This window comes from Microbacterium sp. (genome assembly GCF_047607465.1).
Lineage (GTDB): Bacteria > Actinomycetota > Actinomycetes > Actinomycetales > Microbacteriaceae > Microbacterium.
In genome coordinates this window covers 31,890-54,620 of record NZ_JASGCY010000067.1, presented here as the reverse complement: position 1 = coordinate 54,620, position 22,731 = coordinate 31,890, and the positions used below count along the sequence as shown (strand labels likewise).

The window sequence follows — 22,731 nt, the reverse complement described above, 5'->3', positions numbered from 1 at the left end:
GCATCCCCCGCAGGGCGGATCCGTCGAGCATCCGCCTCCCGGGGGATCATCCCGAGAAGATCACCGCCGCGACGATGAACGCGAACGGCAGCAGTGCAGCCCCCACGGCGAAGGCCAGCACGATCCCGATGATCAGCCACGGGCTGCGGGTGCGCAGCCGGCGCCCCGGCGGGGCGGCCCCGGGAGGCGGCGGCGTGAGCGGTCCGCTCGGCACCGCGAACGGCAGGGCGGATGCCGCGGCCCCCGGGCCCTTCGACAGGCTCGGCTCCTCCGGTCGCTCCGCGAGCGCGGCGCGACGAAACGGATCCGTCTGGAGGAGCCGGTCATCGCGCCAGCGCGCCCACTGGTCGAGCTTCGTCATCATCGCGGCGACCGCGCCGAACAGCCACGACCAGGTGGCAGGGTCCAGCGTCGATACGGCGCGACGGGTGTAGAAGAACATCCAGTCGTCGACGATCTCGACGTTCAGGTGCGCAAGGTGGTCGACGAAGCGCATCATGACGTCGGGCGTGAACAGGTACAGCGCGTCGGCCTCGTAGCCGGAGGGGCAGAACAGCGAGAAGTAGCGGTCGAAGTCGCCCTCGAGCGAGAGCCGTTGATCGCGGGAGAACCCGGCGGCGACGTCTGATCCGAGCGTGTTGTCCCCGAGCGCGTCGAGCACGATGTGCGGCAGGGGTGCGTCGAGCTTGATGGCGACGTATCCCCAGTGGTGGGTGGTCGAGTTCTTGCCGCTGCTGGTCGTGTACTGGTAGTTGCCGAACTCGACGAAGCGCCCTGCGGTGCCGCGCACGACGTCCGTCGCCATCCGTCCGGTGCCGCTCGTGTAGATCATTCCGGGGAGCGGGGGCGCATCGATCCGCTCGATGTACTCCATCGAGTTCGCGGCGGCGAAGCGACTGAGGCGGAAGGTGGTCACCCGCCGTGCGGCGCGCAGACGCTGGATGCCGATCACGGCGAAGGTCGTGGTGCCGCCGACCACGACGGCGACGAGGAGCGCTGCGACGGCGACGCCGGTGCCGCGCCCGATCGCATAGCCGAGCCCCAGCGTCATGATGGCGAGGATCGGCACGAACATCACCAGCAGGAGGACGAGCACGATCATCATCCCCGCGGACGACCCTGTGGCCTCCGGCCGGCCCCGGGTGAACGCCGCGACCTCCGCGGGGTCGACGGGCTCGACGAGCGGGCGGGCGTCGAAGAATCCGGGGGCGGTCATTCCTCCACGCTAACGCGGGTCCCGCCTCCCGGCGCGCAGGATCGTCCGCACCAGCAGACCCGCCACGAGCGCCCAGAACGCGGCGCTCACCCCGAGCAGCGAGACGCCGGATGCCGCGACGAGGAAGGCGACCACGGCCGGCAGGCGCTCGCTGGGGTCGTCGATGGCCTGCTGCACCGCCGAGCCGAACGCTGCGAACAGCGCCAGTCCCGCGACGGCGGGGATGACCGCGTGCGGGGCGAGCAGCACGAGCGCGGCGAACGCCGCCGAGCATCCGCCGAGCAGCAGGTACGACACACCAGTGGAGACGCCGGCGACCCAGCGCCGCTTCGGGTCGGGGTCGGCGTCGGGGGATGCCGCGAGTGCCGCACTGATGGCGGCGAGGTTGATCGCGTGGCCGCCGGCGGTGGCCCCGAGGGCGGTGCCGACGCCGGTCACCAGCATCGACGGACGCCACGGCACCTCGTAGCCGAAGCTGCGCATGATCGCGATGCCTGGCACGTTCTGCGAGGCCATCGTGACGATGAACAGGGGCAGGGCCAGACCGACGAGGGCGCCAACGGTGAAGGTCGGCGCGGTCAGCTCGAGGCGGGGGAGGAGGATGCCGGCGTCGACAGACGCCCCTTCGCGGATCAGCTCGACGGTGACCACGACCGTGGCGGCGACGAAGGCGAGGGGCACGGCCCAGCGCGGTGCGAGGCGCGCGACGATCAGCCACGTGAGCACGACCGGCGCGACGCCCCAGGGGTTCTCGACGAGACCGGTGATCGGCGCGAGGCACAGCGGCAGCAGGACGCCGGCGAGCATCGCCTGCGCGATCGACGACGGGATGCGTGCGACGAGATCCCCGAGCGCCGGCCAGAGGGCGGTCAGCAGGATCAGCGCCGCGACCACGAGGAAGGCGCCGACCGCCGCGGGCCACCTCTCGTCCGCCGCTGCGCTGGTGGCGCCCTCGACGGCTCCGGTCGCGGCGAGCAGGGCGGCGCCGGGCGTCGACCAGGCGACGGTGATCGGCATCCGATACCGCCACGCGAGGACGACGCAGGCGAGGCCCATCGTGATGCTGGCGGCGAGGAGCCCGCTCGCCGCCTGCGCCGGTGACGCGCCGACGGCAGTGAGCCCGGCGAGCACGACGGCGAACGAGCTCGTGAAGCCGACGAGCGCAGTGACGATCCCTGCCAGGATCGGTCGGGTCAGCGGGGCGGCTTCGGGCATGACTCCGAGGTTAGCGGGCGTCACGCGCCCAGCAGCCTCCACCCCAGCCGTTCTGACGCGCTCTTGTCGAAGGTCACCGTCTCCGCAGCGCCGAACTGCTCCATGGTGCTGTTGATGAGCGCGTCGGCGAAGTCGGCACCCTCCTCGGCGAACGCGAGAGCGCGCACGACGCCCTCGCTGTCGTCGAACTCGATCGACTCGGTCTACTGGGTATCTGCTTAGGTCAAGTTCGTGTTGGGCTCTTCTTCGTCGATGGCGGCGACGAGCGTGGGTAGCGGCGCGGGATCGGTGTGCATGGCCTGCTGCAGGAGGCGGTAGAACAGCAGTCCTCGGCTGCGGGATGCGCGACGGTTGAATCGGAAGGTGAACTCGTCGAGGTAGTAGCCGAGGTGGTCGTTGCTGATGCCTTGATGCAGAGTTCCTTCGAGCCACCGCTTGAGCAGTGACGCGATCGTGTGCACGCCGTAGAGGGACACATGGGCCGGGACGTCGGAGCCGAGCTCGACGTGGCGTTCGTGCTGGTATCCGAGCTTCACGAGGCGCTTCAGCTCTTGCGCACCGTCCGTGCGGATCAGAGCACCGGGCTCGATGACCCGCTGCGCGAAGCTGATCAGCTGCAGGCTCTCGTGCGGGCTGGGCTCGAGCCGGATCCGGCCGAGCTTCTTGACGCCGAGCATCTCAGCCGCGACCATGACCCCGACCTTGGTGCTGCTGCGCCCGGAGTGCCCCCGGCTGACCCCGCCGACGTAGGTTTCGTCGAGCTCAACCGTGCCGTGCAACAGCTCCCGGCCGGGGACGATCATCGCGCGTCGGAACTTGTGCATCCACGCCCACGCGGTCTCGTACGACCGCAACCCGAGCATGCGCTGCAGCCCCTGCGCAGAGACCCCGGTCTTCTGCGACGTGATGTACCAGGCGGCGTGGAACCACATCCGCAGCGGGGACCGGGTGCGGTCGAAAATCGTGCCCGCCGTCACGCTCGTCTGCCGACCGCACGCCCGGCACATCCACAGCCCACCCGCGATCCGCCACGCCTGCGCGCTCACGCCGCACTTCGGACACACAAACCCGTCCGGCCAGCGCAGCAGCGCGAGGTAATCCAGGCACGCCGCGTCCGTCGCGAACCAATCCTGGAACTCCAAAACGGTCCTCGGATAGTCCACCCCACCGACCGGATACTCCGCCATGCCGCAAGTTTACGCGAGAACTTGACCTAAGCAGATACACAGTAGATATCTTCGAATAGGGCAAGAGGGTGCGGATGGTGTTTCTGGATATTTATCCTCAGCGTCGTCGTCTGGTAGCGAACACAGCCGGTTTCCAGGATGCTTCGCGATCCATCGGGACGACGGCAGCATGCTCGGCTGGATGATGGCGCGGGCTGGGGGCTGTGCGGTTTTCGGCGTAACTCCGATTCACGCTGCGACTTTGGACTTGGCGTCAGGTCACTGGCAGACGTACCACGCCACGTTCCACTGCGAGCCGTCCCACGACTTCGTGTAGTTCGTCACACCGGAAGGAGCGAAGATCGAACCACCCGTCGAGGTAGCCCAGCCGATCTTGGCGCACTGGCCGGATTTGCCCTCGGAAGCATCGCCCGTCACTGTCAGGGAAGGCGGGGTGGTGGAGCCGGTGTTCCCAGTGCCACCCGTGCTACCGGTGCCACCCGTGCTCCCAATGCCCCCGGTGTTGCCGGTGTTGCCGGTGCCGCCAGTGCCGCCGGTGCTGCCAGATGAACCGCCGTTGCTAGAGCCTCCGAGATTGCCTGACGTGTTCCGCGACGACTCCTCAGCGCGTTTCGCAGCTTCGGCAGCGGCGACAGCGTCGGAGTGTGACTGCGTGACGGCTGCCGAGGTGTCCACAGCGCCCTTGACGAGTTCTGGGGTGACCTTGTCGTCCTTCACCGCATCACGGAGGTCTGCGATCGCCTTCTGCGCGGCAGCGATCGACTCCGGGGTCGCGGAGGGGGAAGCGGCGATGCCTGCTTCCGAGGAGGTCGCCACGACGTTCGCGATGGAGATCGCGCTCGCGCCGATCGTCTCCTCGCCGTGCTCGATGTCTATGCTGTTCACCCAACTGTCTATGGAGTCGGTCTCGCCGTCGAGTCGCTTCGTCTCCGCCTCGAAGACCTTCACGTCGGCGTTCATCGCCTCGACGGTGTCCGGCTTCGTCGTCGGAATGGTGCCCTCGCTCTTGCGCGTCTGCTCCGGCGTCGCAGTCGCGGCCGCGCCTGCGGCCGCATCCTTCGCATCCGCGACGACACCGTACTCCGGGTGGAGATCGAGGTTCGTCTTGACCTCCTCGACGAGCTTGCCGAGGTTGACGTAACCGGGGTCACCCGCTGCTCCCGGAGCCGCAGCGGTGTACGCCTGAGCGGTCGCGACGAGCGCTTGAGCATCCGTACGAGCCTGCACGGCGGACTTGTTCGCGTCGTCGAGAGCGATCACCGCAGTCTTGTAGTCCTTATGAGCGGTGTCCCACTCCTGCGAGGCGGCATCGAACGCACGCTGGCGCTCCTGCTTGGCAGCGATCGAGCCCACAGCCAGGAACCCGCCCGCGGCGAGCACGATGACCCCCACGCCGATGAGGATGGCTGCGCCCCTGCGCGATGCCGCGGACGTTCCCTCAGTCACTGGCTTGCCTGGGCTGACGTGACGCACGCTCGCGCGCTATCCACGTACGCAGTTCCTCGGAAGCCGTTCTTGTCCGTCCAGGAGAACGTGCCATTACCGCTCTCAGCGACCGTCACGTCGCTGTACGCGAAGTTCCCTGTGCCGCTTCCGTCGCACCACCCGTCCGCAGAGCCGGACTCCAGGGCGCGCTTGACGATCTCGGCTTCCGAAGTCTCTGCGGCGGGAACACCGCATCCCGTCAGTACGAGTACGAGCGCGGCGGCGATAGCGGCGATACAGAATGGCCTTCTCCTCACGAGAACACCACGCTCAGCGTCACGAGATCCACAGTGATCTTGCCGAACCAGATGTCCCCGTCTGCTGCTCGCGACACCTGCCCGACTTGGAGGAAGTCGCTTGCCGCGGGGGCCCGCGTAAACGTCAGCGACGGCGCCTCGTAGTCGCAGAGGAGATAGAGTCCGTCTCGATATTCACTCGCTGTGTCGCTCTGCACGCACCTGTCGGCGTCAACCTTCTCGACGCCCGTCCATCCGGTTGCCAACGACGAAGCATCCTTCCAAATCTGGGTTCCCTTGGGAGTGCCATAAACGCTCGCCACACTGAACGGGCATGCGACGCCGCCCGAGTTCGGCTCGGGGATCGCTGTGGTCCCGCAGGCATCGACGAACTTCTGCGCCACGCCTACGGCGCTGGCAACCTGCGTGTCTTTCGCGGTCGCCTTCGCCTCGACAGCGGCTTTGTCATCACCTGTGACCCGCACGGGCTCGATCGGCTCCACGGCGAAGCCCTCCTTGGTGACGATGGTCGGTTCATAGACGGCGGGGAAGAGGAGCTGCGGCTTGCCGAGGTCGATCGTCGCTCCACCGACCGTTGCGGAGGTGGCGACCTGGGTCGGTTGCGCGCTCACGCTGACACTGCCGAGGATCGATCCGTCACCCGGAAGCCCGTCAACTGCCCAGGTACCGTCCTTGCGTTTGAAGATCGGTGCAGTGCCGTGGAAGGTCTCGCCGCCGAGCGTGTACGAGTACGGGATGCTGCCGCCCTTGTCGGTCACCTCATACACGGTGCTCTCGGGGGCAGCATCCTTGCCGACCTTGATGTCCGAAATGCGCTCCGATGCGCCCGCAAGCACGGCATCTGTGAGGAGGGTCGAGTCCGCTTCACCGGCATGAGCGATGAGCTTGAGAGCATCGCTCCCATGCCCCGCAGAGATGTCTGTCAAGTATTCCTTGAGCACAGCCTCTGCTTCTGGCGTCCCGGGGGCGCATCCCGCCAACGAGAGTGCGACGAGCACGCAGGACAGGGATAGCGCAAGAGCGCGCGTTTGCTTGGTCATGGTGTCTCCGGTCAGCGCGAGTAGCCGACTTTCGGCACAGCACCTTGTACTGAAAGTACAGGATGCTGTGCTGTGGTGGGAAGCTGCACCGAATCGACTGGAACGGTGTCTTCTCACGCCGACCCCGATCTCACCAGGCTGCGCATCATCTTCGTCGCGCAGCGCGATGCGCACGGATGGACGTACGAGGAGCTTGCAGAACGCAGCGGGGTCAGCCGTCAGACTCTTCTGAACATCTCCTCCGGGAAGTACAACGGCGATCTCAAGACGTGGATGAAGCTTGCGCGGGCCTTCAATACGTCACTCGACGAACTGCTCGCCCCCGTCTGGGAGTGACGCCCAGAATCAGATCCAGATCACCAGTCCGTTCAGGCCGCTCAGCACGGCCGCGACCCCGGCCCGTACCGCAGCGCCGGTGCGCTCTGCGGTGAAGCTCGCCGGGTCGTAGTCGGATGCCGAGCCCAGCCCCTCGCCGCGGAACGCCGCGCCGCTCCAGTCGACCGCCGTGACGTTCTCGGTCGGCTCTGCGATCTCGGCGCCGACGATGAGGAAGCTGCGGTCGAGGTGGTTCGCCGACACGATCGCGAGCGGGTCCATGAGCTGCTCGCCCGCAACGATCACCAGGTCGGGGTTGCGCTCCATCGCGTCGACGATGCCGGGGACGGGGTCGTTCTCGTCGGCGACGACCGTTCGAAGATCGACGGATGCCGTTGCCGCCCAGTCGCGTACCGAATGCGCGATCGTCCGCGTCGGGGCGTCCGCCCCCGCAGTCAGCAGTACGACGCGAAAGCCGGGCGCAGGGCTCAGCCCTTCCCACGACCCCGCCTCCGGCTCGATGGTGGCCTCGGGGGAGGGCTGCGCCTCGGGCAGAAACCCGGCGGCCGCCGTACCCACGGGGGCCGGCATCGGGCGCGGCTCATCCCAGCCGGCAGATGCGCACCCGGCGAGGGAGATCGCCAGAGCGACAGACGAGAGAGCGACGGATGCCGCGAAGAGAGCGGGATGGGCACGCATGCCTCTACTGTGCGGCACCGCCGGCATCCGATCCGCTGGTTCACGTCGTCGTTCTCCGCCTGTTCCCCCGGACTTCTCCGAGCGTTCACCACGACGCGCCAACCTGCTCCGGGTGCACGAAAGAGCCCGAAGTGCTCGCCCCGAACCTCAGGAGACACACATGAGACGCGCACGCTTGGCCGCAGCGGTCGGCCTCGTCGCCGCAGCCGGAACGCTCGCCATCGCCGCACCGGCTGCGGCGCACGGGTTCACCTCGGTGGTGTACGCCGATGTCACCTCGGAGGGCAGTGTCGTCGTCTCAGAACTGAAACTCGAGTACGACCTGCTGATCGTGTCGGCGGCGGATGCAGGGGGCGACGACCCGCTCTTCGAGGACGGCACCTACGCCTTCGAAGCGCAGGACGAGGAGCTCCAGCTCCAGGCGCTCGAAGACCATCTCGACTCCGTCGAGGCCTACGTCACCGCCGGCTTCACCGCGGCCGTCGGAGGCGAGGTGTGTCCGGCCCGTCTCGGCGACGACCTCGAGATGACGGTCGCCGATGGCGTGCCCTACGTGCAGCTGACCGTGGTCAGCGACTGCGCCCCGACGAACGACGGCCACGTCATCACCAGCGCCCTGTTCGCCGACGACGAGGGCTACGTGCGCGACACGAAGACCATCGTCACCTACGACCTCGACCTGCAGCACGGCAGCGCGGCGCTCGACGCACAGCATCCGTCCTTCGACACCGAGCAGACCGGCTGGGAGCGCTTCTGGTCGTTCATCGTGCTGGGGGCGGAGCACCTGCTGTTCGGCCTCGACCACATCCTGTTCCTGCTCGCCCTGATCGTCGGCTCGCGGCGGCTGCGCGAGATCGTGCTCGCGGCGACTTCGTTCACGATCGCGCACTCGCTGACGTTCATCCTCGCGGCGATCGGCGTGGTCTCGGTGCCAGCCGCGATCGTGGAGCCGGTCATCGCGCTCTCGATCGCGGTGGTCGCGGTCTGGTATCTGCTGCGGCTCGGGCGCACGCGCGAGCATGCGGACGATCTCGAGCGGCGCAGCGGACCGCTCGGCATCGACCGCTCCGGCTGGCTGCGCCTCGCCGTGGTCTTCGTCTTCGGCCTCGTGCACGGCCTCGGCTTCGCCGCGGCCCTCGGCATCGACCAGCCCTGGTCGTGGACGCTGCTGTGGTCGCTGCTCGTGTTCAACCTCGGCATCGAGGCCGTGCAGATCGGCATCATCCTCGTCGTGTTCCCCCTGCTCGTGCTGCTGCGCCGTCGGGCGCCGAAGACCGGGATGGGGGTCGCCGCCCTCGTCGCGGCCGGCGTGACCGCCGCTGGTCTGTACTGGTTCGTCGAACGGCTGCTCGGAGCGTGACGGAACCGGGAATGGGCAGAGCGGATGCCGTTCGCCAACGCATCGCCTGCCGGGCACCGGATATTCACCTGACGGCCATGTGACCGGCGAAGTCTGGGCGAGCGGCCCACGTGCGGTCGCGACCCCCCCATCGATCAGAGAACGGATACCCCATGTCCTCCCTCACCGCATCCGCTCACCGGCGACCCGCGCGCCGTACCAGTGCGTGGATCGCCGCCGCGGCCGTCGGCGCGTCGCTGGCACTCAGCGGCTTCGTCGCGGCGCCCGCGACGGCAGCGTCCACCGCGCAGTACACCGGGATCATCCTCGGCGTCGGCGCGACCGAGTCGCAGCGCATCGTCACCTGGTACAGCACCGCCGACGAGGAGCAGCTCGTGCAGCTGGCGCCGTCGGCATCCGTCGTGAACGGCGAGTTCCCCGCCACCGCGAAGACGTTCACCGCCGCAGGCTCTGCGAACATCACCTCCGTCGGCGGCGTCAACCGCCACGCCACCCTCACCGGCCTCGAGGAGAACACGGCGTACACCTACCGCGTCGGGTCCGAGGGCAACTGGTCGATGGCGTACTCGTTCACGACGCAGTCCTTCGACGGCGACTTCGACTTCCTGTTCTTCGGCGACCCGCAGATCGGCGCCTCCGGCAACGTTGCGAACGACGCGGCGGGCTGGGCGAACACGCTCGATGTGGCTCTGGGTGCCAACCCGACCGCCGAGCTGCTCGTCTCGGGCGGAGACCAGGTCGAGACCGCCAACACCGAGGCGCAGTGGGACGCGTTCCTCGCCTCCGACAAGCTGCGCCAGTACCCGTGGGTCGCCACCATCGGAAACCACGACGTGGGCGGCAAGGCCTACGAGCAGCACCTCTACACCCCGAACACCGACCGCAGCGCCCAGTACTACGCCAACGGCGACCCGGCCTCGAACACCTCGGGCGGCGACTACTGGTTCATCTACAAGGACGTGCTGTTCATCGATCTGAACAGCAACAGCTACAAGACCACCGACGGCACGAACGGCGATGCTGCGCACGTCGCCTACGTGACCGACGTGATCAACCAGCACGGGGCCGAGGCGAAGCACACCGTGCTCGTCTACCACCACGCGATCTACTCGGCCGCGTCGCACGCCAAGGACGCCGACAACAAGGTCCGCCGTGTCGACTTCCCGACCGTGTTCTCGAACCTGGGCGTCGACCTCGTGCTGCAGGGCCACGACCACGTCTACACCCGCAGCTACGAGATCAAGAACGGCGAGAAGGCGAACCCCGACGAGCAGCCAGGTCAGGACGAGATCTTCGTCGGCCCCGGTGGTGTCGTCTACATGACCGCCAACTCGGCATCCGGCTCGAAGTACTACGACATCACCGCCCCAGACACCTCCGGCACGAGCGGAGCCGGGAACGGCGCCGACCCGCTGAACCCGTCCAGCTACTGGTACAACTCGGTGCAGAGCCAGGAGAGGACCCGCTCGTACGTGCAGGTCAAGGTCCGCGACGACAAGCTGATCGTCGAGGACATCCGCAGCGAGGCATCCGGCTCCAACCCGGTGCTGTCGGTGGTCGACTCGGTCACGATCAATGCGAACCACGGCGACGGGCAGGACATCCAGGTCGACGTGCCGGAGAGCGCACCGGGCGAGTTCGGCTGGACGATCGACGGCACCAACCGCCTCGTCGATCTCGGCACCGCGGAGGAGAAGGACAACGCGTACTTCACCGCATCCGGCGAGATCAACCCGATCACCGTCACCGACACGCGCAAGACCCACTCGGGCTGGTCGATCTCGGCCTCGGTCGGCGACTTCACCGACGGCACCAAGGTGCTCTCGGGCAAGTATCTCGGCTGGACCCCGTCGGTGAAGGAGGAGGGCGCGGGCACGATCGCCGGCACCCCGGTCGCCTCGGGTTACACCGGCGGAACCGGTCTGTCGCAGTCGCGTGCACTCGCGGGGGCGTGGAACGGCCACGAGCTGGGCGCATCGAAGGTCGGCGCCGGGCTCGAGCTGACCTTCCCGAACACCACGGAGAAGGGCGCGTACCGCGCGACCCTGACCCTCACCGCGCTCGCCGGCTGACACCGGCGGACGCACACGGATGCCGTGGGCGGCGCACCCGCCCGCGGCATCCGCCTTCCCCTTGCTGAGGACCATCATGAGCATCCACTCCTTCATCCGCCGAACGGGCGTCACCGCGGCCCTCGTCGCCGTTGCGGCCCTGCTCGTCGCCCCGGCGGCCACCGCCGCCGAAGACGACGTCACCTGGACCGTCCGCACCGAGTCGAACCGTCTCGGCGCCGATCGCGCGGGCTACGAGTACACGTTGAGCCCCGGCGAGACGATCGCCGACGGCATCGTCGTCACCAACCGCGGGGCCGAGCCCGTCGACCTCGCTGTCTACGCGGCCGACGGGTTCACCACCGAGGACGGCGGATTCGACCTGCTGCCTGCGGGCGAGGCGTCGGCGAAGCTCGGCACCTGGGTGACGGTCTCCGACGGCGGTTCCGTGTCGGTCGCGCCCGGCGCGTCGGTGACCGTGCCGTTCACGATCGCGGTGCCGCAGAACGCGACGCCCGGTGACTACGGCGCGGGGGTCGTGACGTCGCTGGCGGTGCCGGGGCAGAACGCCGACGGCGTCTCCGTCGATCGTCGGCTCGGCATCCGGATGAGCGTGCGTGTCGACGGCGAGCTGACCCCCGCCCTCGCGGTCGGCGGCGTGAGCGTCGACTGGGGCGGCGGCCTCAACCTTTTCTCGGGCGATGTCGACGTCGCGTTCACCATGAAGAACACGGGCAACACGACGATCGGCTCCGTCGCCGGCGTGACGGTCGCTGGTCCCTTCGGGATGCTGGCGACGGATGCCGCGGATGTCGCGGAGGCTCCGGAGCTGCTCCCGGGAGAGACGTGGACGCAGAGGGTCACGGTGCCCGGGTTCGCCGCCCTCGTGCTGCTCACGGCGACGGCGACGGTGATCCCGGCGTCGACGGATGCCGCCGGCACGACCGCCTCGCTGGCGCCTGTCGTCGCGAGCGGCACTGGTTGGGCGGTGCCGTGGCTGCTGCTCGCGCTGGTCGTGCTCGTGGTGGCGGCGATCGTCTTCATCCCGCGGATGCTGCGGGTGAGGGCGGCCGCGCGCCAGGAGCGCGAAGACGCCCGGGTCGAGGAGGCCGTCGCGGCTGCGCTCGCGACCGGTCGATGAGGTGAGGCCATCGACGTGCGGCACTGCCGCTTGACAACAATAGGAGCATCAAAATCATTGAGATGGTCCCAATCATGGGCCGAGGGCGGTGATGGGCACGACCACGACACCGTCGGGGCGTCGATAGACGAACCGGCCGGCGGTGACCACGACAAGGGCCGAAGGCTCACCGTGCCGACTGGTGTCGACCTTGTTCGCGAACGCAAGGAGCGAGGATGCTGCGGCGTCTGCCGCGGCCTCGCCCATCTTGATCTCGAATGCTGCCCAGCTGCCGTCGGGCAGTTCGACGATCGCGTCGACTTCTGCGCCGGTTTGCGAGTCGCGCCAAGATGAGAGCGTCGCATTCAGGCTTTGCGAGTACGTGCGCAGATCGCGAGTCACGAGTGACTCGAAATGCAGGCCGGCCGCCTCCAGATCGGTGAGCAACTCCTGGCTGCCGATCCCGAGTGCCGAGATCCCGATGGAGGGGTCGACGAAGTGCTGCACTCCTGACGCGCGCAGCCTGCTTCGAGAGCGCATATGCGGTCGCCAGGCGGAGAGTGGTTCGATCAGCATGAGGCGGTCGAGCGCGTCGAGGTAATTCGACAGGGTCTCGGCCGCGATCGGCCCGTGTCGTGCGCCGACTTCGGCTGCGAGCGTTGTGCGCTTCGCAGGTGTGCCGGTCGCCCGACCCAGCGCAGCAAGCAGGCGCATCACGTTGCCGGGGTTCCGCCGTGGTCCGAGACCAGGAACGTCGATTTCGGCGACGGTTCGGAGGTAGTCCGATATCCACGAGCGCGCTTCCCGCTCGCTCTGCCCGAGCAGGGCAGGCCACCCGCCGATGACCATTCTCTCGATGATGTCGGGAACGCTCAGATCTGCAGGACGACCGGACGGATCTTCGCCTTTCATCAGTGCCGCGAAACTGACGTCACCAGTCGAATGTCCGCTCTCGAACAGCGACATCGGTCGCATTCGCAGGAGCCCGATACGGCCCGCGCCCGAATGCATGCGTGCATCGTCGCGCGGTCGTGCGGATCCGGTGAGGAGGAAGAGACCCTTGTCGGATCGGTCATCGACGGCACGACGGACAAGATTCCACAGTTCCGGGGTCTCCTGCCACTCATCGAACAGGATCGGACCGGGAGAAGCGAAGAGCTGCTCGGGGTATGCGTCGAGGGCCGCGCGAGCCGCGCGATCGGTGTCCATGCGAACAACCGTTCGTGCGATCCGAGAGGCTGTTGCTGTCTTCCCGACCGCCTTGGGGCCGTCCACGAGCATCGCGCCTATGACTGACATGCGCCATCGAAGCTCTTCGTCGACGATGCGAGGTCGATAGTTCGTCATGGTTGAAGTCTATGTTTCGTCGGATTTCAAGTCTATGTTTCGTCGGAGCTGAAGTCGATACTTCGTCAGCCCAGCATCCGCTCGATGACGCGGGCGACCCCGTCGTCGTCGTTCGATGCGGCGATTTCGTCGGCCGCTGCCCGCACGACCTCGGCGGCACCGGCCATCGCGACGCCGTGGCCTGCCCAGCGCAGCATCTCGAGGTCGTTGAGCGCGTCGCCGAACGCGACGACCTCCGACCGTGAGACGCCGAGGTGCTCGCACAGGCGCGCGAGACCGGTCGCCTTCGTGACGCCCTCGGCCATCACCTCGACGAAGGGCGCTCCCGACAGCGTCGCCTCGAAGCCGCCGAGACCGAGATCGCGCAGGGTGTCGTACAGCACGGAGGGCGCGAGCTCAGGATGCCGGATCACGAGCTTCAGGCTGGGCGCGCCCAGCACCTGCTCGAGAGGGGCGCCGCCCATGGTGCGCGGGTCGCGCTTGTGGTCGGCGAGCCGTGCGATCTCGGCGTAACCGTGCTGGGCGACGAAGGTCTCGCCGCCGTCGCGGACGCTGGCGAACAGCAGACCGGGGATGCTGGCGCGCAGCGCCTCGGCGAGGACGCGGATGGTCTCGGCGGGAAGCTCCTCGGCGAACAGCATCCGGCCGTCGGCGAGGTTCGTGGCGTAGCCGCCGTTGCCGCACAGCGCCCAGTCGTCGAAGCCGGCGTCGGCGGCGACCGTGCGCAACCCGATCGGCTGCCGGGCCGTGACGGGGACGACGCGGATGCCGCGTGCGCGGGCGGCGTCGAGCGCGCGGCGCGTGCGCGCGGTCACCGTGGGCGTGGAGTCGAGCAGCGTGCCGTCGAGGTCGGTCGCGATCAGTCGGGGAGTCATCGGCGTCCTTCGTCTCGCTCCGCTCGCTCAGGAACCGATGCGGGGTCCGGCTCCTGAGCGAGGAGCGAAGCGACGAGACGAAGGGCGCTCAGGAACCGATGCGGCTCAGGAGAAGATCATCGGCAGGTCGTCGTCGTCCTCGCCGCCGCCGAAGTCGAGGTCGACCACCACCGGCACGTGGTCGCTGGGCTGCTCGCCCTTGCGCTCGTCGCGATGGATCGAGGCGCCGGTGACGGCGTCGGCGAGCGTCTTCGAGACGAGGATGAAGTCGATGCGGATGCCCTCGTTGCGGGGGAACTTCAACCGCTGGTAGTCCCAGTAGGTGTAGCCCGCAGGCAGCAGCGGACGCACGACATCGCTCACGCCGGCCTCCGCCAGGGCGAAGAACGCGGCGCGCTCCTCGGGGGAGACGTGCGTGGAGCGGCCGACGACGATGTCGGGGTCGCCGTTGTCGTCGTCGAACGGGATGACGTTGAAGTCGCCGACCAGGGCGAGCGGCAGCTCCGGGTCGGCCTCGAGCTCCGCCGCCGTCGCCTTCTTCAGCGCGTCGAGCCAGTGCAGCTTGTACGCCAGGTGCGGATCGTCGAGCGCGCGGCCGTTGGGAACGTACAGGCTCCACACCCGCACGCCGTCGATGAGCGCACCGATCGCGCGGGCCTCGAGCGGAGCATCCGGTCCTTCGTGGCCCTTCGCGAAACCGGGCATTCCCGCGAACGAGGTCTGCACGTCGGTCATAGGCAGGCGACTCGCGATCGCGACCCCGTTCCACTGGTTCAGTCCGTGCGCCTCGACGTGGTAGCCGGCCTCTTCGAACGGTCCGTAGGGGAACTGTTCCGGCTTGCACTTGATCTCCTGCATGGCCAGCACATCGATGTCCTCACGGACGGCGAACTCGACGGTGCGGGCGACGCGGGTGCGGATCGAGTTGACGTTCCAGGTGGCCAGGCGCATGGCTCCAGCCTAGTTGCGGGGGCGGACAGCGGATGCCGTGGCGACCACTGTTCCTTTTGAACTTTATTACTTTTTATGTAAAAGGAATAAAGTAGTGTAAGCGGTGTAAAGCGAGGAGGTCTCCATGGACAGCGTGTCAAACCCGTACACCCCGAACGCGGGTGCGTCCCCGGACATCATCGTCGGACGGCAAGAACAGACGAAGGCGTTCGAAACCCTGCTCCGCCGACTCTCCCGAGGGCGCACTCACCAGTCGATGATCATCACGGGCCTTCGAGGCGTCGGAAAGACCGTCTTGCTCAATGAGTTCGGCGACATCGCGCGGGCCGAGAACTGGGAGGTGCTGGAACTCGAAGCGAGCAAGCATGACGACACGCGGTTCCGGCAGGCGCTGGCGTCGTTGCTCAAGGCGGTTCTGCTGAGACTCTCCCCTCGCGCCAAATGGACCCAGAGGGCGCGCAGGGCGGCCGCGGTCGTGGCATCCTTCGCCCTCTCCGTCGATCAGCAGGGCACGTGGTCGCTGGCTTGGGATGTGGAGCCCGAAGAAGGATTCGCCGACCACGGCGATCTGGGCATGGACCTGACCGATGTCCTGGTGGCCATCGGGGAGATCGCGAAGGAGCGGGAGCGCGGGGTCGCGATTCTCATCGACGAGGTGCAGTTTCTCAGCGCACGGCAGCTGGAAGCGTTGATCCAGGCGATCCACAAGACAGTGCAGCGAAAGCTGCCGGTGACGTTCGTCGGTGCGGGCTTGCCGCAGATCGCCGAGCTCGCAGGCGATGCGAAATCGTATGCCGAACGGCTCTTCCAGTTCCCGAAGATCGACTCCTTGGGCGACGAGGATGCGGCGGAAGCGTTGACCGCGCCGGCGATGGCCGAAGGGGTCGTGTACGAACCCGACGCGGTGACACTGGCGGTGGAGATCACGAAGGGCTACCCGTTCTTCATCCAGGAGCTGGGCTATCAGGTGTGGGAGACCGCTGACCGATCCCCGCTCACGCGGGAAGACGTCGAGATCGCGCGCGAAGGATACGAGGCCAAGTTGGACAGCTCGTTCTTCCGGGTGCGGCTCGATCGGGCTACGCCGCTGCAGAGCGCGTACATGCGCGCTATGGCAGAACTCGGTCCGCAAGCCCAGAAGGCGGCGGATGTCGCGCGGATCATGGGGCGGGAATCCACGCAGCTCGGTCCGACGCGCGCGGAGCTCATCGACATGGGGCTGCTCTACACCCCGGAGCACGGGTACGCGGCGTTCACGGTGCCCGATTTCGACAAGTTCATGCTCCGCGCCGTTCCGACGCTGGTCGTCCCTGAGGTGCAGAAGCGGAGGAAGAAGGCTTCCGGTTGACCCGGACCGACCTGTGCGCGTGCCTCGCAGCGGGGGCGCTCGCCGCGAGGGTCGGCGCCCCGGCGCTCACCCGCGCGCGGCCTGCTCGGCCTTCTTCTCGCGGCGCAGGCCGTGCAGCAACGGCTCGGTGTAGCCGCTGGGCTGCGCCGCGCCCTCGACGATGAGGCGACGGGCCGCGGTGAACGCGATGCCCGGCTTCTCGCCATCGTCGAAGGCCAGCGGCTCGTAGTTCGGATCCCCCGCGTTCTGCTCGTCGACGACGACGGCGAGACGCCGCACGCTGTCGTCGATCTGCTCCTCGGTGATGACGCCGTGGGTGAGCCAGTTCGCGAGCAGCTGGCTCGAGATGCGCAGCGTCGCGCGGTCCTCCATGAGCCCGATCCCGTTGATGTCGGGCACTTTCGAGACGCCGATGCCCTGGTCGATCCAGCGCACCACGTACCCGAGGATCGACTGCACGTTGTTGTCGATCTCGCCCTGCACGAGCTCGGGCGTGAGGTCGCCCTTGCCGGCCAGCGGCGGCACGAGAAGGGCATCGAAGGCGTCGTCGCCGATCGGCGGCAGCGCCCGGCGCACCGCGAACGGGTCGACCCGGTGGTAGTGCAGCGCGTGCAGGGTCGCCGCGGTCGGGGAGGGCACCCAGGCGGTGGATGCTCCCGACTGCGGGTGCGCGATCTTCTTCTCGAGCATGTCGTGCATGAGGTCGGGTTCGGCCCACATGCCCTTGCCGATCTGCGCGTGGCCGTCGAGGCCGCAGGCGACGCCGATGGCGACGTTGCGGTCCTCGTACGCCTCCATGAACGGCTGCTGCTTGATCTGCGCCTTCGGCAGGAAGGGGCCGGCGTGCAGCGAGGTGTGGATCTCGTCGCCGGTGCGGTCGAGGAATCCGGTGTTGATGAAGACGACGCGATCGGATGCCGCGGCGATGGCCGCCGCGAGGTTCACCGACGTGCGGCGCTCCTCGTCCATGATGCCGACCTTCATCGTGTGCGCGGGCAGACCCAGCAGCTGCTCCACGCGGCCGAAGAGCTCGGCGGCGAAGGCGACCTCGTCGGGGCCGTGCATCTTGGGCTTGACGATGTACATCGACCCGGTGCGCGAGTTGCGGCCGGCGTTCGGGCCTTCGAGCTCGGGCAGCGTGCCGACCGCGGTCATGATCGCGTCGAGGATGCCCTCGAAGATCGGCTCGCCGTGGCGGTCGAGCACCGCGTCGGTGCGCATGAGATGGCCGACATTGCGCACGAACAGCAGGGCGCGGCCGGGGAGCGTGACCTCGGAGCCGTCGGCGGTCGTGTAGGTGCGGTCGTCGGCGAGGGTGCGGGTGAAGGTGCGGCCGTTCTTGGTCACCGACTCGCTGAGCGTGCCGTCCATGAATCCGCGCCAGTTGCGGTAGCCGAGCGCTTTGTCGTCGCCGTCGACCGCGGCCACCGAGTCCTCGAGGTCGAGGATCGCGGTCACGGCGGATTCGAGAACGATGTCCTGCACGCCCGCGGCATCCGTCTCGCCGATGCGACCGGCGCGGTCGATCACGATCTCGGCGTGCAGGCCGTTGTGCACGAGGAGCACGGCGGTGGGAGCATCCGCTTCTCCTGTGTAGCCGACGAAGGCGGCGCCGTCGCGCAGGCGGCGCTCGCCGTCTGCGGTGCCGACGACGAGTCCGTCGGCGTCGACGCGGTAGCCGGTGGCGTCGCGGTGAGAGCCCTCGGCGAGGGGAGCGATCTCGTCGAGCACCTCGCGGCCCCGCGCGACGACCTCGGCGGCGCGGATGAGGTTGAACTCGTCACCGGGGGCGAGATCGCCCTCCTCGCTGATCGCGTCGGTGCCGTAGAGGGCGTCGTAGAGCGAGCCCCAGCGGGCGTTGGCGGCGTTGATCGCGAAGCGGGCGTTCAGCAGCGGCACGACGAGCTGGGGGGCGGCCATGGTGGCAAGCTCGGCATCGACGTTCTCGGTCGTGACGGCGACGTGCTCGGGCTCGGGCACTAGGTAGCCGATGTCGGTGAGCAGCGCGCGGTAGGCGTCCTTGTCGGGCATGCCGGGGTTCGCGCGGTGGAAGTCGTCGATCCTCTGCTGGAGCTCGTCGCGGATGCGCAGCAACTCGGCGTTACGCGGCACGAGGTCGTGGATCAGCGCGCTCGCCCCCGACCAGAACGCGTCGACGTCACGGCCGCGGTCCGCCAGCGTGGATTCGGCGAACTCGACGATGGGAGTGGCGACCGAGAGGTCTGCTCTGGTGAGGTACGACGTCATGATTCCCGTCCTTCTGCTCGAACGCCGAGGCGCTGCACGGTCACGGTGCGCGCCGCCGTCCGGCTGGTGAGGGCGGAGATCTCCCGGTGAGCCGACATCCGTGCCTCCTACCATCATGCGAATAATCGATTTCGAATGATGGAACTTTATGACATCGAACCGCGGGATGTCCAGTTCAGCGCTCGGTCGGATCGGCGGTGCCGACGAGGATGCCTCGGGCCAGCGCGTGGAAGTGGCGGTTGAAGCCGAGCACCGCCGGCGTCGCATCCGCATCGATCTCCAGCGCAGGCACGTCGAGCGCGTCGATCACGAAGAAGTAGCGGTGCACGCCGGTGCCGGCGGGCGGGGCCGCCCCGATGAAGCGGCGCAGCCGCTCCTCGTTGGGCAGCACTCTGGCGCCGTCGGGCAGCGCGTCGGTCGAGCCGTCTCCGGCGTCGAGTGCGCGCAGGCCTGCGGGAAGGTCGAACACGGCCCAGTGCCAGTAGCCAGAGCCGGTCGGCGCATCGGGGTCGAAGCACGACAGCGCCAGGCTCTTCGTGCCGGCCGGCGGATCCGACCACTGCAGGCGCGGTGCGAGATCATCGCCGCCCCTGCTCGTCGACCAGGCCGACAGCGGCAGCCGGCCGCCGGCCTCGAAATCGGGGCTCGTCAGCTCGAGCGGCGCGATCGGGCGGAGCTCGGCGAGAGCGGCGTACGGATTGTAAGAGAACATGTCGACTCCTTCGTTCGCTGTCACGATAGGCCGCGGCCGACGGCGAATCCAGCACCCGTCCTCGTAAACTTGCTCTCGTGACCGCACTCGACGCAGACCGCCAGTCCCTCCTCGCCCTCATCGCTGACGAGGCGGTGTTCCACGGCGACTTCACGCTCTCCAGCGGCAAGAAGGCGACGTACTACGTCGACATGCGCAAGCTCACCCTCGATCACCGCGCCGCTCCCGCGATCGGCCGGATCATGCTCGATCTCATCTCCGATCTCGATGCGGCTGCCGTCGGCGGACTGACCCTCGGCGCCGACCCGATCGCGAACGCGGTGATGCACGCCTCGGTCGCAGCAGGCGCCCCGCTCGACGCGTTCGTGGTGCGCAAGGAGCCGAAGGACCACGGCCGGGGCCGCCAGATCGAGGGTGCGGACGTCAAGGGCAGGCGCGTCGTCGTCCTCGAGGACACCTCGACCACCGGGCAGTCGGCGCTCAAGGCCGTCGAAGCCCTGCGCCGCGAGGGCGCCGAGGTCGTCGCCGTCGCCGTGATCGTCGATCGCAAGACCGGTGCGCAGGGCGCGATCGAGGCCGATGGCCTGGAGTGGCGGGCGGCGTTCGATCTCGACGACCTCGGCCTCGACCCGCAGTGATCGGGCGCACGCGCACGACCCGGGAACGGACGCACGACCGGATGCCGGCATCGGTCGTGCATCCGTTCCCCGATCGTGCATCCGGAATCGGCGCCGTCGCCGCAACCGGAACCGGCGCGTCCCCCGTCGAGGCGGGGCGGATGCCGGCATGAGCGGGTTCGCGCTGGCCGTCGACGTCGGCGGCACGAAGCTGGAGGCCGCGCTCGTCGGCGCGGACGGAACTCTCGTGCGGGGGAGCCGCAGCCGCCGGGCGACGGGCCGGGACGCCACCCCCGCGTCGCTCGATGACGCGATCGCGACGGTCATCTCCCACGCGCTCTCCCGTCTTCCCGACGACGCTGAGCTTGTGGGCGCCGGCGTCGGCAGCGCCGGTCCCATCGACCGGAGCGCTGGCCGGATCCTCCCCGTGAACATGCCCGCCGCGCGCGGGTACGCGCTCGCGGACGCGGTGCGCACGACGGCGTCCGGGCTCCTCGGGCGAGGGCTGCCCACGGTCTTCGGCCACGACGGCGGTGCGCTCGCCCTCGCCGAGTCCTGGCTCGGCGCCACGAAGGAGGCCCGCTCGTCGCTGTCGATCGTCGTGTCGACGGGTGTCGGCGGCGGCTTCGTCGTCGGCGGCGCGTACGTCCCAGGCGCGTCGGGCAACGCCGGGCACCTCGGTCAGGTGCGCCGCGAGGGCGGTCTGACCCTCGAGGAGATCGCCTCGGGGCCCGCGAGTGCCGCGTGGGCCCGGACGCAGGGCTGGTCGGGGAGCACGGGCGAAGACCTCGCGAGGGACGCGGCCGCCGGAGATGCGATCGCGCGCGCCTCGATCGAACGGTCGGCGCGCGCCGTCGGCGAGGCGCTGGCGGATGCCGCGACCCTCGTCGACCTCGATATCGTCGCCATCGGCGGCGGCTTCTCGCGGGTGTCGGCGGACTACGTCAAGCTCGTGCAGCGGGCGCTCGTCGCGAGCGCCGCGCACGAGTATTCGCGCCGCACGCGCGTGGTGCGCTCCGGGCTCGGAGACGAAGGCCCGCTCATCGGCGCCGCCGCGTTCGTGTTGCGCTGATCGCTGAAGCTCAGCGCCCGGATACGTACAGGTGCCGCGGCGGGCCCTCCAGGCGCGCCACGGCGATCTTGACCTCTGTCGTCTCGGCCGCGAGCGCATCGATCCGCGCGCTCAGCCTCAGGTCGACGGCGTCGATGCGCGCGGTGAGTTTCTCTTCCACGGAATCGATGCGTCGCACGACCCAGGCCAGACCGGCGAACATGCTCGTCCCCAGGCTCAGCACGATCCCGATCGCGCTGAGCACGATCGCGAGAATCTCTGCCGACACGAACATGCCTCCATTCTGCATCCGCTATCGGACTCGGACAATGACGCCACGCGACCGCCCGATTGTCGGGGGAGCGGAGATCCGCGGAACTGCCGGGATCTGTGGAGAATCCGATTGATCGCGGAGATGTGCAGAGCATGAGTTCTGCACACGCCGCTGAGAACGCCGTCGCGCGCATCCGCGACATCGCAGCGGGCCGTCACCGCTTGCGGTCGTCGTCCTCCCACGGGCCTTCCCACCAGCCGGCCTTTCCGTCGGCGGAACCGCCGCCGCGGCGCCGACCGACCGCCCGCACGATCATGAGGATCACCGAGGTCGACAGCATCAGGGTGATCACGAGGAACAGCAGGTCCCGATCGCTCACGGGCACCGTCCTTCCGCAGCATCCGCCGCGCGCAGGGGCTCGCTCGAATCGCGAACGCTCATCGCTTCTTCGTCGGGATCGTCGGGATCGTCTCGGTGATGCGGGGCAGCAGGTCGGCCACCGACTGCACGATCTCGTCCGGGCGGAACGGGTACTTCTCGATCTCGGCCTGGTCGCTGATGCCTGTGAGCACGAGCACGGTGTGCAGGCCCGCCTCGATGCCGGCGACGACGTCGGTGTCCATCCGGTCGCCGATCATGCCGGTGCGCTTGGAGTGCGCGCCGATCTTGTTCAGCGCCGAGCGGAACATCATCGGGTTCGGCTTGCCGACGACGTAGGGCTCCTTGCCTGTGGCCTTGGTGATGAGCGCGGCGATCGCACCGGTCGCCGGCAGCACGCCGTCGGCGCTGGGGCCGGTCGCATCCGGGTTGGTGACGATGAAGCGGGCGCCGCCGATGATGTGGCGGATCGCCTTCGTGATCGCCTCGAACGAGTAGTTGCGGGTCTCCCCGACGACGACGAAATCGGGGTCCGTCTCGGTCATGATGAAGCCCGCCTCGTGCAGGGCGGTGAGGATGCCGGCCTCGCCGATCACGAAGGCGGAGCCGCCGGGCAGCTGCTGCTTGAGGAAGTCCGCCGTCGCGAGGGCGGAGGTCCAGATGCGCTCCTCGGGAACGTGCAGTCCGCTCGTGCGCAGGCGCGCGGAGAGGTCGCGCGCGGTGAAGATCGAGTTGTTCGTGAGTACCAGGTAGGGGATGCCGGAGCTCTCCCAGCCGGCGAGCAGCTCGGATGCCCCCGGGATGGCGTCGTTCTCGTGGACGAGCACGCCGTCCATATCGGTGAGCCAGCATTCGATGTCGTCGCGTTGCGCCATGCGCCCAGCCTACGGCCGTCGCCCTGCGGCGGCGATGGTTCCGCACGTCTGTGCACGACGGCTCCCGCCCGGTGGTCGCCCATCGGCTCCCGAAGTGTCAGGGCGCGACGG

General features: G+C 68.5%; 22 protein-coding genes. 7 read left to right on the top strand and 15 right to left on the bottom strand.

Annotation, left to right across the window (positions count from 1 at the left end; translation table 11 throughout):
• Positions 1-46: 46 nt before the first annotated feature.
• The 6 genes from QM568_RS09680 to QM568_RS09655 all read right to left on the bottom strand — a co-directional run bounded on the left by QM568_RS09680 (position 47) and on the right by QM568_RS09655 (position 6,301).
• Positions 47-1,216, bottom strand: coding sequence for a hypothetical protein (locus QM568_RS09680; RefSeq protein ID WP_415138240.1), 1,170 nt, complete (start codon positions 1,214-1,216; stop codon positions 47-49).
• Between the two features lie 9 nt (positions 1,217-1,225).
• Positions 1,226-2,431 carry a benzoate/H(+) symporter BenE family transporter gene (locus QM568_RS09675; RefSeq protein ID WP_415138238.1) on the bottom strand — a complete coding sequence of 402 codons (1,206 nt, stop codon included), beginning with the start codon at positions 2,429-2,431 and terminating at the stop codon, positions 1,226-1,228.
• 20 nt (positions 2,432-2,451) lie between these two features.
• Positions 2,452-2,598: a hypothetical protein gene (locus QM568_RS09670; RefSeq protein WP_415138236.1), complete on the bottom strand. Its 147-nt coding sequence runs from the start codon at positions 2,596-2,598 to the stop codon at positions 2,452-2,454.
• Between the two features lie 51 nt (positions 2,599-2,649).
• Positions 2,650-3,618, bottom strand: coding sequence for an IS1595 family transposase (locus QM568_RS09665; protein ID WP_415138234.1), 969 nt, complete (start codon positions 3,616-3,618; stop codon positions 2,650-2,652).
• 258 nt (positions 3,619-3,876) lie between these two features.
• Positions 3,877-5,064 (bottom strand): hypothetical protein, encoded by a 1,188-nt coding sequence (locus tag QM568_RS09660; protein ID WP_415138232.1) that lies wholly within the window; start codon positions 5,062-5,064, stop codon positions 3,877-3,879.
• A gap of 292 nt (positions 5,065-5,356) precedes the next feature.
• The gene (locus QM568_RS09655) at positions 5,357-6,301 is read right to left on the bottom strand and encodes a hypothetical protein (RefSeq protein WP_415138230.1); all 945 of its coding nucleotides are present in this window, start codon (positions 6,299-6,301) and stop codon (positions 5,357-5,359) included.
• A gap of 204 nt (positions 6,302-6,505) precedes the next feature.
• On the opposite strand from QM568_RS09655, the gene QM568_RS09650 reads away from it, so the two are divergent.
• Positions 6,506-6,736 carry a helix-turn-helix transcriptional regulator gene (locus tag QM568_RS09650; RefSeq protein WP_415138228.1) on the top strand — a complete coding sequence of 77 codons (231 nt, stop codon included), beginning with the start codon at positions 6,506-6,508 and terminating at the stop codon, positions 6,734-6,736.
• Positions 6,737-6,745: 9 nt separating this feature from the next.
• Here the strand turns inward: QM568_RS09650 and QM568_RS09645 are convergent, their stop codons facing one another.
• Positions 6,746-7,414 carry a hypothetical protein gene (locus tag QM568_RS09645; RefSeq protein ID WP_415138226.1) on the bottom strand — a complete coding sequence of 223 codons (669 nt, stop codon included), beginning with the start codon at positions 7,412-7,414 and terminating at the stop codon, positions 6,746-6,748.
• Positions 7,415-7,574: 160 nt separating this feature from the next.
• On the opposite strand from QM568_RS09645, the gene QM568_RS09640 reads away from it, so the two are divergent.
• The 3 genes from QM568_RS09640 to QM568_RS09630 all read left to right on the top strand — a co-directional run bounded on the left by QM568_RS09640 (position 7,575) and on the right by QM568_RS09630 (position 11,966).
• On the top strand, positions 7,575-8,774 hold the full coding sequence (locus QM568_RS09640; protein WP_415138224.1) for a HupE/UreJ family protein: 1,200 nt from the start codon (positions 7,575-7,577) through the stop codon (positions 8,772-8,774).
• A gap of 152 nt (positions 8,775-8,926) precedes the next feature.
• The gene (locus QM568_RS09635) at positions 8,927-10,846 is read left to right on the top strand and encodes a fibronectin type III domain-containing protein (RefSeq protein WP_415138222.1); all 1,920 of its coding nucleotides are present in this window, start codon (positions 8,927-8,929) and stop codon (positions 10,844-10,846) included.
• Between the two features lie 76 nt (positions 10,847-10,922).
• The gene (locus QM568_RS09630) at positions 10,923-11,966 is read left to right on the top strand and encodes a DUF916 domain-containing protein (RefSeq protein WP_415138220.1); all 1,044 of its coding nucleotides are present in this window, start codon (positions 10,923-10,925) and stop codon (positions 11,964-11,966) included.
• A gap of 72 nt (positions 11,967-12,038) precedes the next feature.
• Here QM568_RS09630 and QM568_RS09625 read toward each other — a convergent pair whose 3' ends face one another.
• The 3 genes from QM568_RS09625 to QM568_RS09615 all read right to left on the bottom strand — a co-directional run bounded on the left by QM568_RS09625 (position 12,039) and on the right by QM568_RS09615 (position 15,118).
• Positions 12,039-13,244, bottom strand: a complete 1,206-nt coding sequence (locus QM568_RS09625; RefSeq protein ID WP_415138270.1) for an ATP-binding protein — start codon at positions 13,242-13,244, stop codon at positions 12,039-12,041.
• A 113-nt stretch (positions 13,245-13,357) separates the two neighbouring features.
• On the bottom strand, positions 13,358-14,167 hold the full coding sequence (locus QM568_RS09620; protein ID WP_415138218.1) for an HAD family hydrolase: 810 nt from the start codon (positions 14,165-14,167) through the stop codon (positions 13,358-13,360).
• A gap of 105 nt (positions 14,168-14,272) precedes the next feature.
• Positions 14,273-15,118 carry an exodeoxyribonuclease III gene (locus QM568_RS09615; RefSeq protein WP_415138216.1) on the bottom strand — a complete coding sequence of 282 codons (846 nt, stop codon included), beginning with the start codon at positions 15,116-15,118 and terminating at the stop codon, positions 14,273-14,275.
• Positions 15,119-15,242: 124 nt separating this feature from the next.
• Between QM568_RS09615 and QM568_RS09610 the strand changes: the two genes are divergently transcribed.
• Positions 15,243-16,466, top strand: coding sequence for an AAA family ATPase (locus tag QM568_RS09610; RefSeq protein WP_415138214.1), 1,224 nt, complete (start codon positions 15,243-15,245; stop codon positions 16,464-16,466).
• Between the two features lie 66 nt (positions 16,467-16,532).
• Here the strand turns inward: QM568_RS09610 and QM568_RS09605 are convergent, their stop codons facing one another.
• On the bottom strand, positions 16,533-18,713 hold the full coding sequence (locus QM568_RS09605; protein ID WP_415138212.1) for a malate synthase G: 2,181 nt from the start codon (positions 18,711-18,713) through the stop codon (positions 16,533-16,535).
• Between the two features lie 175 nt (positions 18,714-18,888).
• Positions 18,889-19,425 carry a YbhB/YbcL family Raf kinase inhibitor-like protein gene (locus QM568_RS09600; protein ID WP_415138210.1) on the bottom strand — a complete coding sequence of 179 codons (537 nt, stop codon included), beginning with the start codon at positions 19,423-19,425 and terminating at the stop codon, positions 18,889-18,891.
• Between the two features lie 77 nt (positions 19,426-19,502).
• Between QM568_RS09600 and pyrE the strand changes: the two genes are divergently transcribed.
• The gene (gene pyrE / locus QM568_RS09595) at positions 19,503-20,063 is read left to right on the top strand and encodes an orotate phosphoribosyltransferase (protein ID WP_415138208.1); all 561 of its coding nucleotides are present in this window, start codon (positions 19,503-19,505) and stop codon (positions 20,061-20,063) included.
• Positions 20,064-20,211: 148 nt separating this feature from the next.
• Entirely contained in the window at positions 20,212-21,114 is a 903-nt protein-coding gene (locus tag QM568_RS09590) for an ROK family protein (RefSeq protein WP_415138206.1), read from the top strand.
• Positions 21,115-21,124: 10 nt separating this feature from the next.
• Here the strand turns inward: QM568_RS09590 and QM568_RS09585 are convergent, their stop codons facing one another.
• From QM568_RS09585 to QM568_RS09575, 3 genes are all read right to left on the bottom strand, one after another.
• Entirely contained in the window at positions 21,125-21,388 is a 264-nt protein-coding gene (locus QM568_RS09585) for a hypothetical protein (RefSeq protein ID WP_415138204.1), read from the bottom strand.
• 193 nt (positions 21,389-21,581) lie between these two features.
• Entirely contained in the window at positions 21,582-21,746 is a 165-nt protein-coding gene (locus tag QM568_RS09580; protein ID WP_415138202.1) for a hypothetical protein, read from the bottom strand.
• A gap of 58 nt (positions 21,747-21,804) precedes the next feature.
• A complete protein-coding gene (locus QM568_RS09575; RefSeq protein ID WP_415138200.1) occupies positions 21,805-22,620 on the bottom strand; it encodes an HAD-IIA family hydrolase in 816 nt (271 codons plus the stop codon).
• Positions 22,621-22,731: the final 111 nt, after the last annotated feature.

Bases quoted from the DNA above. Each gene is read 5' to 3' on its own strand.
- QM568_RS09680 (WP_415138240.1), bottom strand. From the start codon at position 1,216: ATGACCGCCCCCGGATTCTTCGACGCCCGCCCGCTCGTCGAGCCCGTC.
- QM568_RS09620 (WP_415138218.1), bottom strand. From the start codon at position 14,167: ATGACTCCCCGACTGATCGCGACCGACCTCGACGGCACGCTGCTCGAC.
- QM568_RS09610 (WP_415138214.1), top strand. From the start codon at position 15,243: ATGGACAGCGTGTCAAACCCGTACACCCCGAACGCGGGTGCGTCCCCG.
- QM568_RS09635 (WP_415138222.1), top strand. From the start codon at position 8,927: ATGTCCTCCCTCACCGCATCCGCTCACCGGCGACCCGCGCGCCGTACC.
- QM568_RS09640 (WP_415138224.1), top strand. From the start codon at position 7,575: ATGAGACGCGCACGCTTGGCCGCAGCGGTCGGCCTCGTCGCCGCAGCC.
- QM568_RS09605 (WP_415138212.1), bottom strand. From the start codon at position 18,713: ATGACGTCGTACCTCACCAGAGCAGACCTCTCGGTCGCCACTCCCATC.
- QM568_RS09600 (WP_415138210.1), bottom strand. From the start codon at position 19,425: ATGTTCTCTTACAATCCGTACGCCGCTCTCGCCGAGCTCCGCCCGATC.
- QM568_RS09585 (WP_415138204.1), bottom strand. From the start codon at position 21,388: ATGTTCGTGTCGGCAGAGATTCTCGCGATCGTGCTCAGCGCGATCGGG.
- QM568_RS09675 (WP_415138238.1), bottom strand. From the start codon at position 2,431: ATGCCCGAAGCCGCCCCGCTGACCCGACCGATCCTGGCAGGGATCGTC.
- QM568_RS09665 (WP_415138234.1), bottom strand. From the start codon at position 3,618: ATGGCGGAGTATCCGGTCGGTGGGGTGGACTATCCGAGGACCGTTTTG.
- QM568_RS09645 (WP_415138226.1), bottom strand. From the start codon at position 7,414: ATGCGTGCCCATCCCGCTCTCTTCGCGGCATCCGTCGCTCTCTCGTCT.
- QM568_RS09625 (WP_415138270.1), bottom strand. From the start codon at position 13,244: ATGTCAGTCATAGGCGCGATGCTCGTGGACGGCCCCAAGGCGGTCGGG.
- QM568_RS09590 (WP_415138206.1), top strand. From the start codon at position 20,212: ATGAGCGGGTTCGCGCTGGCCGTCGACGTCGGCGGCACGAAGCTGGAG.
- QM568_RS09630 (WP_415138220.1), top strand. From the start codon at position 10,923: ATGAGCATCCACTCCTTCATCCGCCGAACGGGCGTCACCGCGGCCCTC.
- QM568_RS09575 (WP_415138200.1), bottom strand. From the start codon at position 22,620: ATGGCGCAACGCGACGACATCGAATGCTGGCTCACCGATATGGACGGC.
- QM568_RS09615 (WP_415138216.1), bottom strand. From the start codon at position 15,118: ATGCGCCTGGCCACCTGGAACGTCAACTCGATCCGCACCCGCGTCGCC.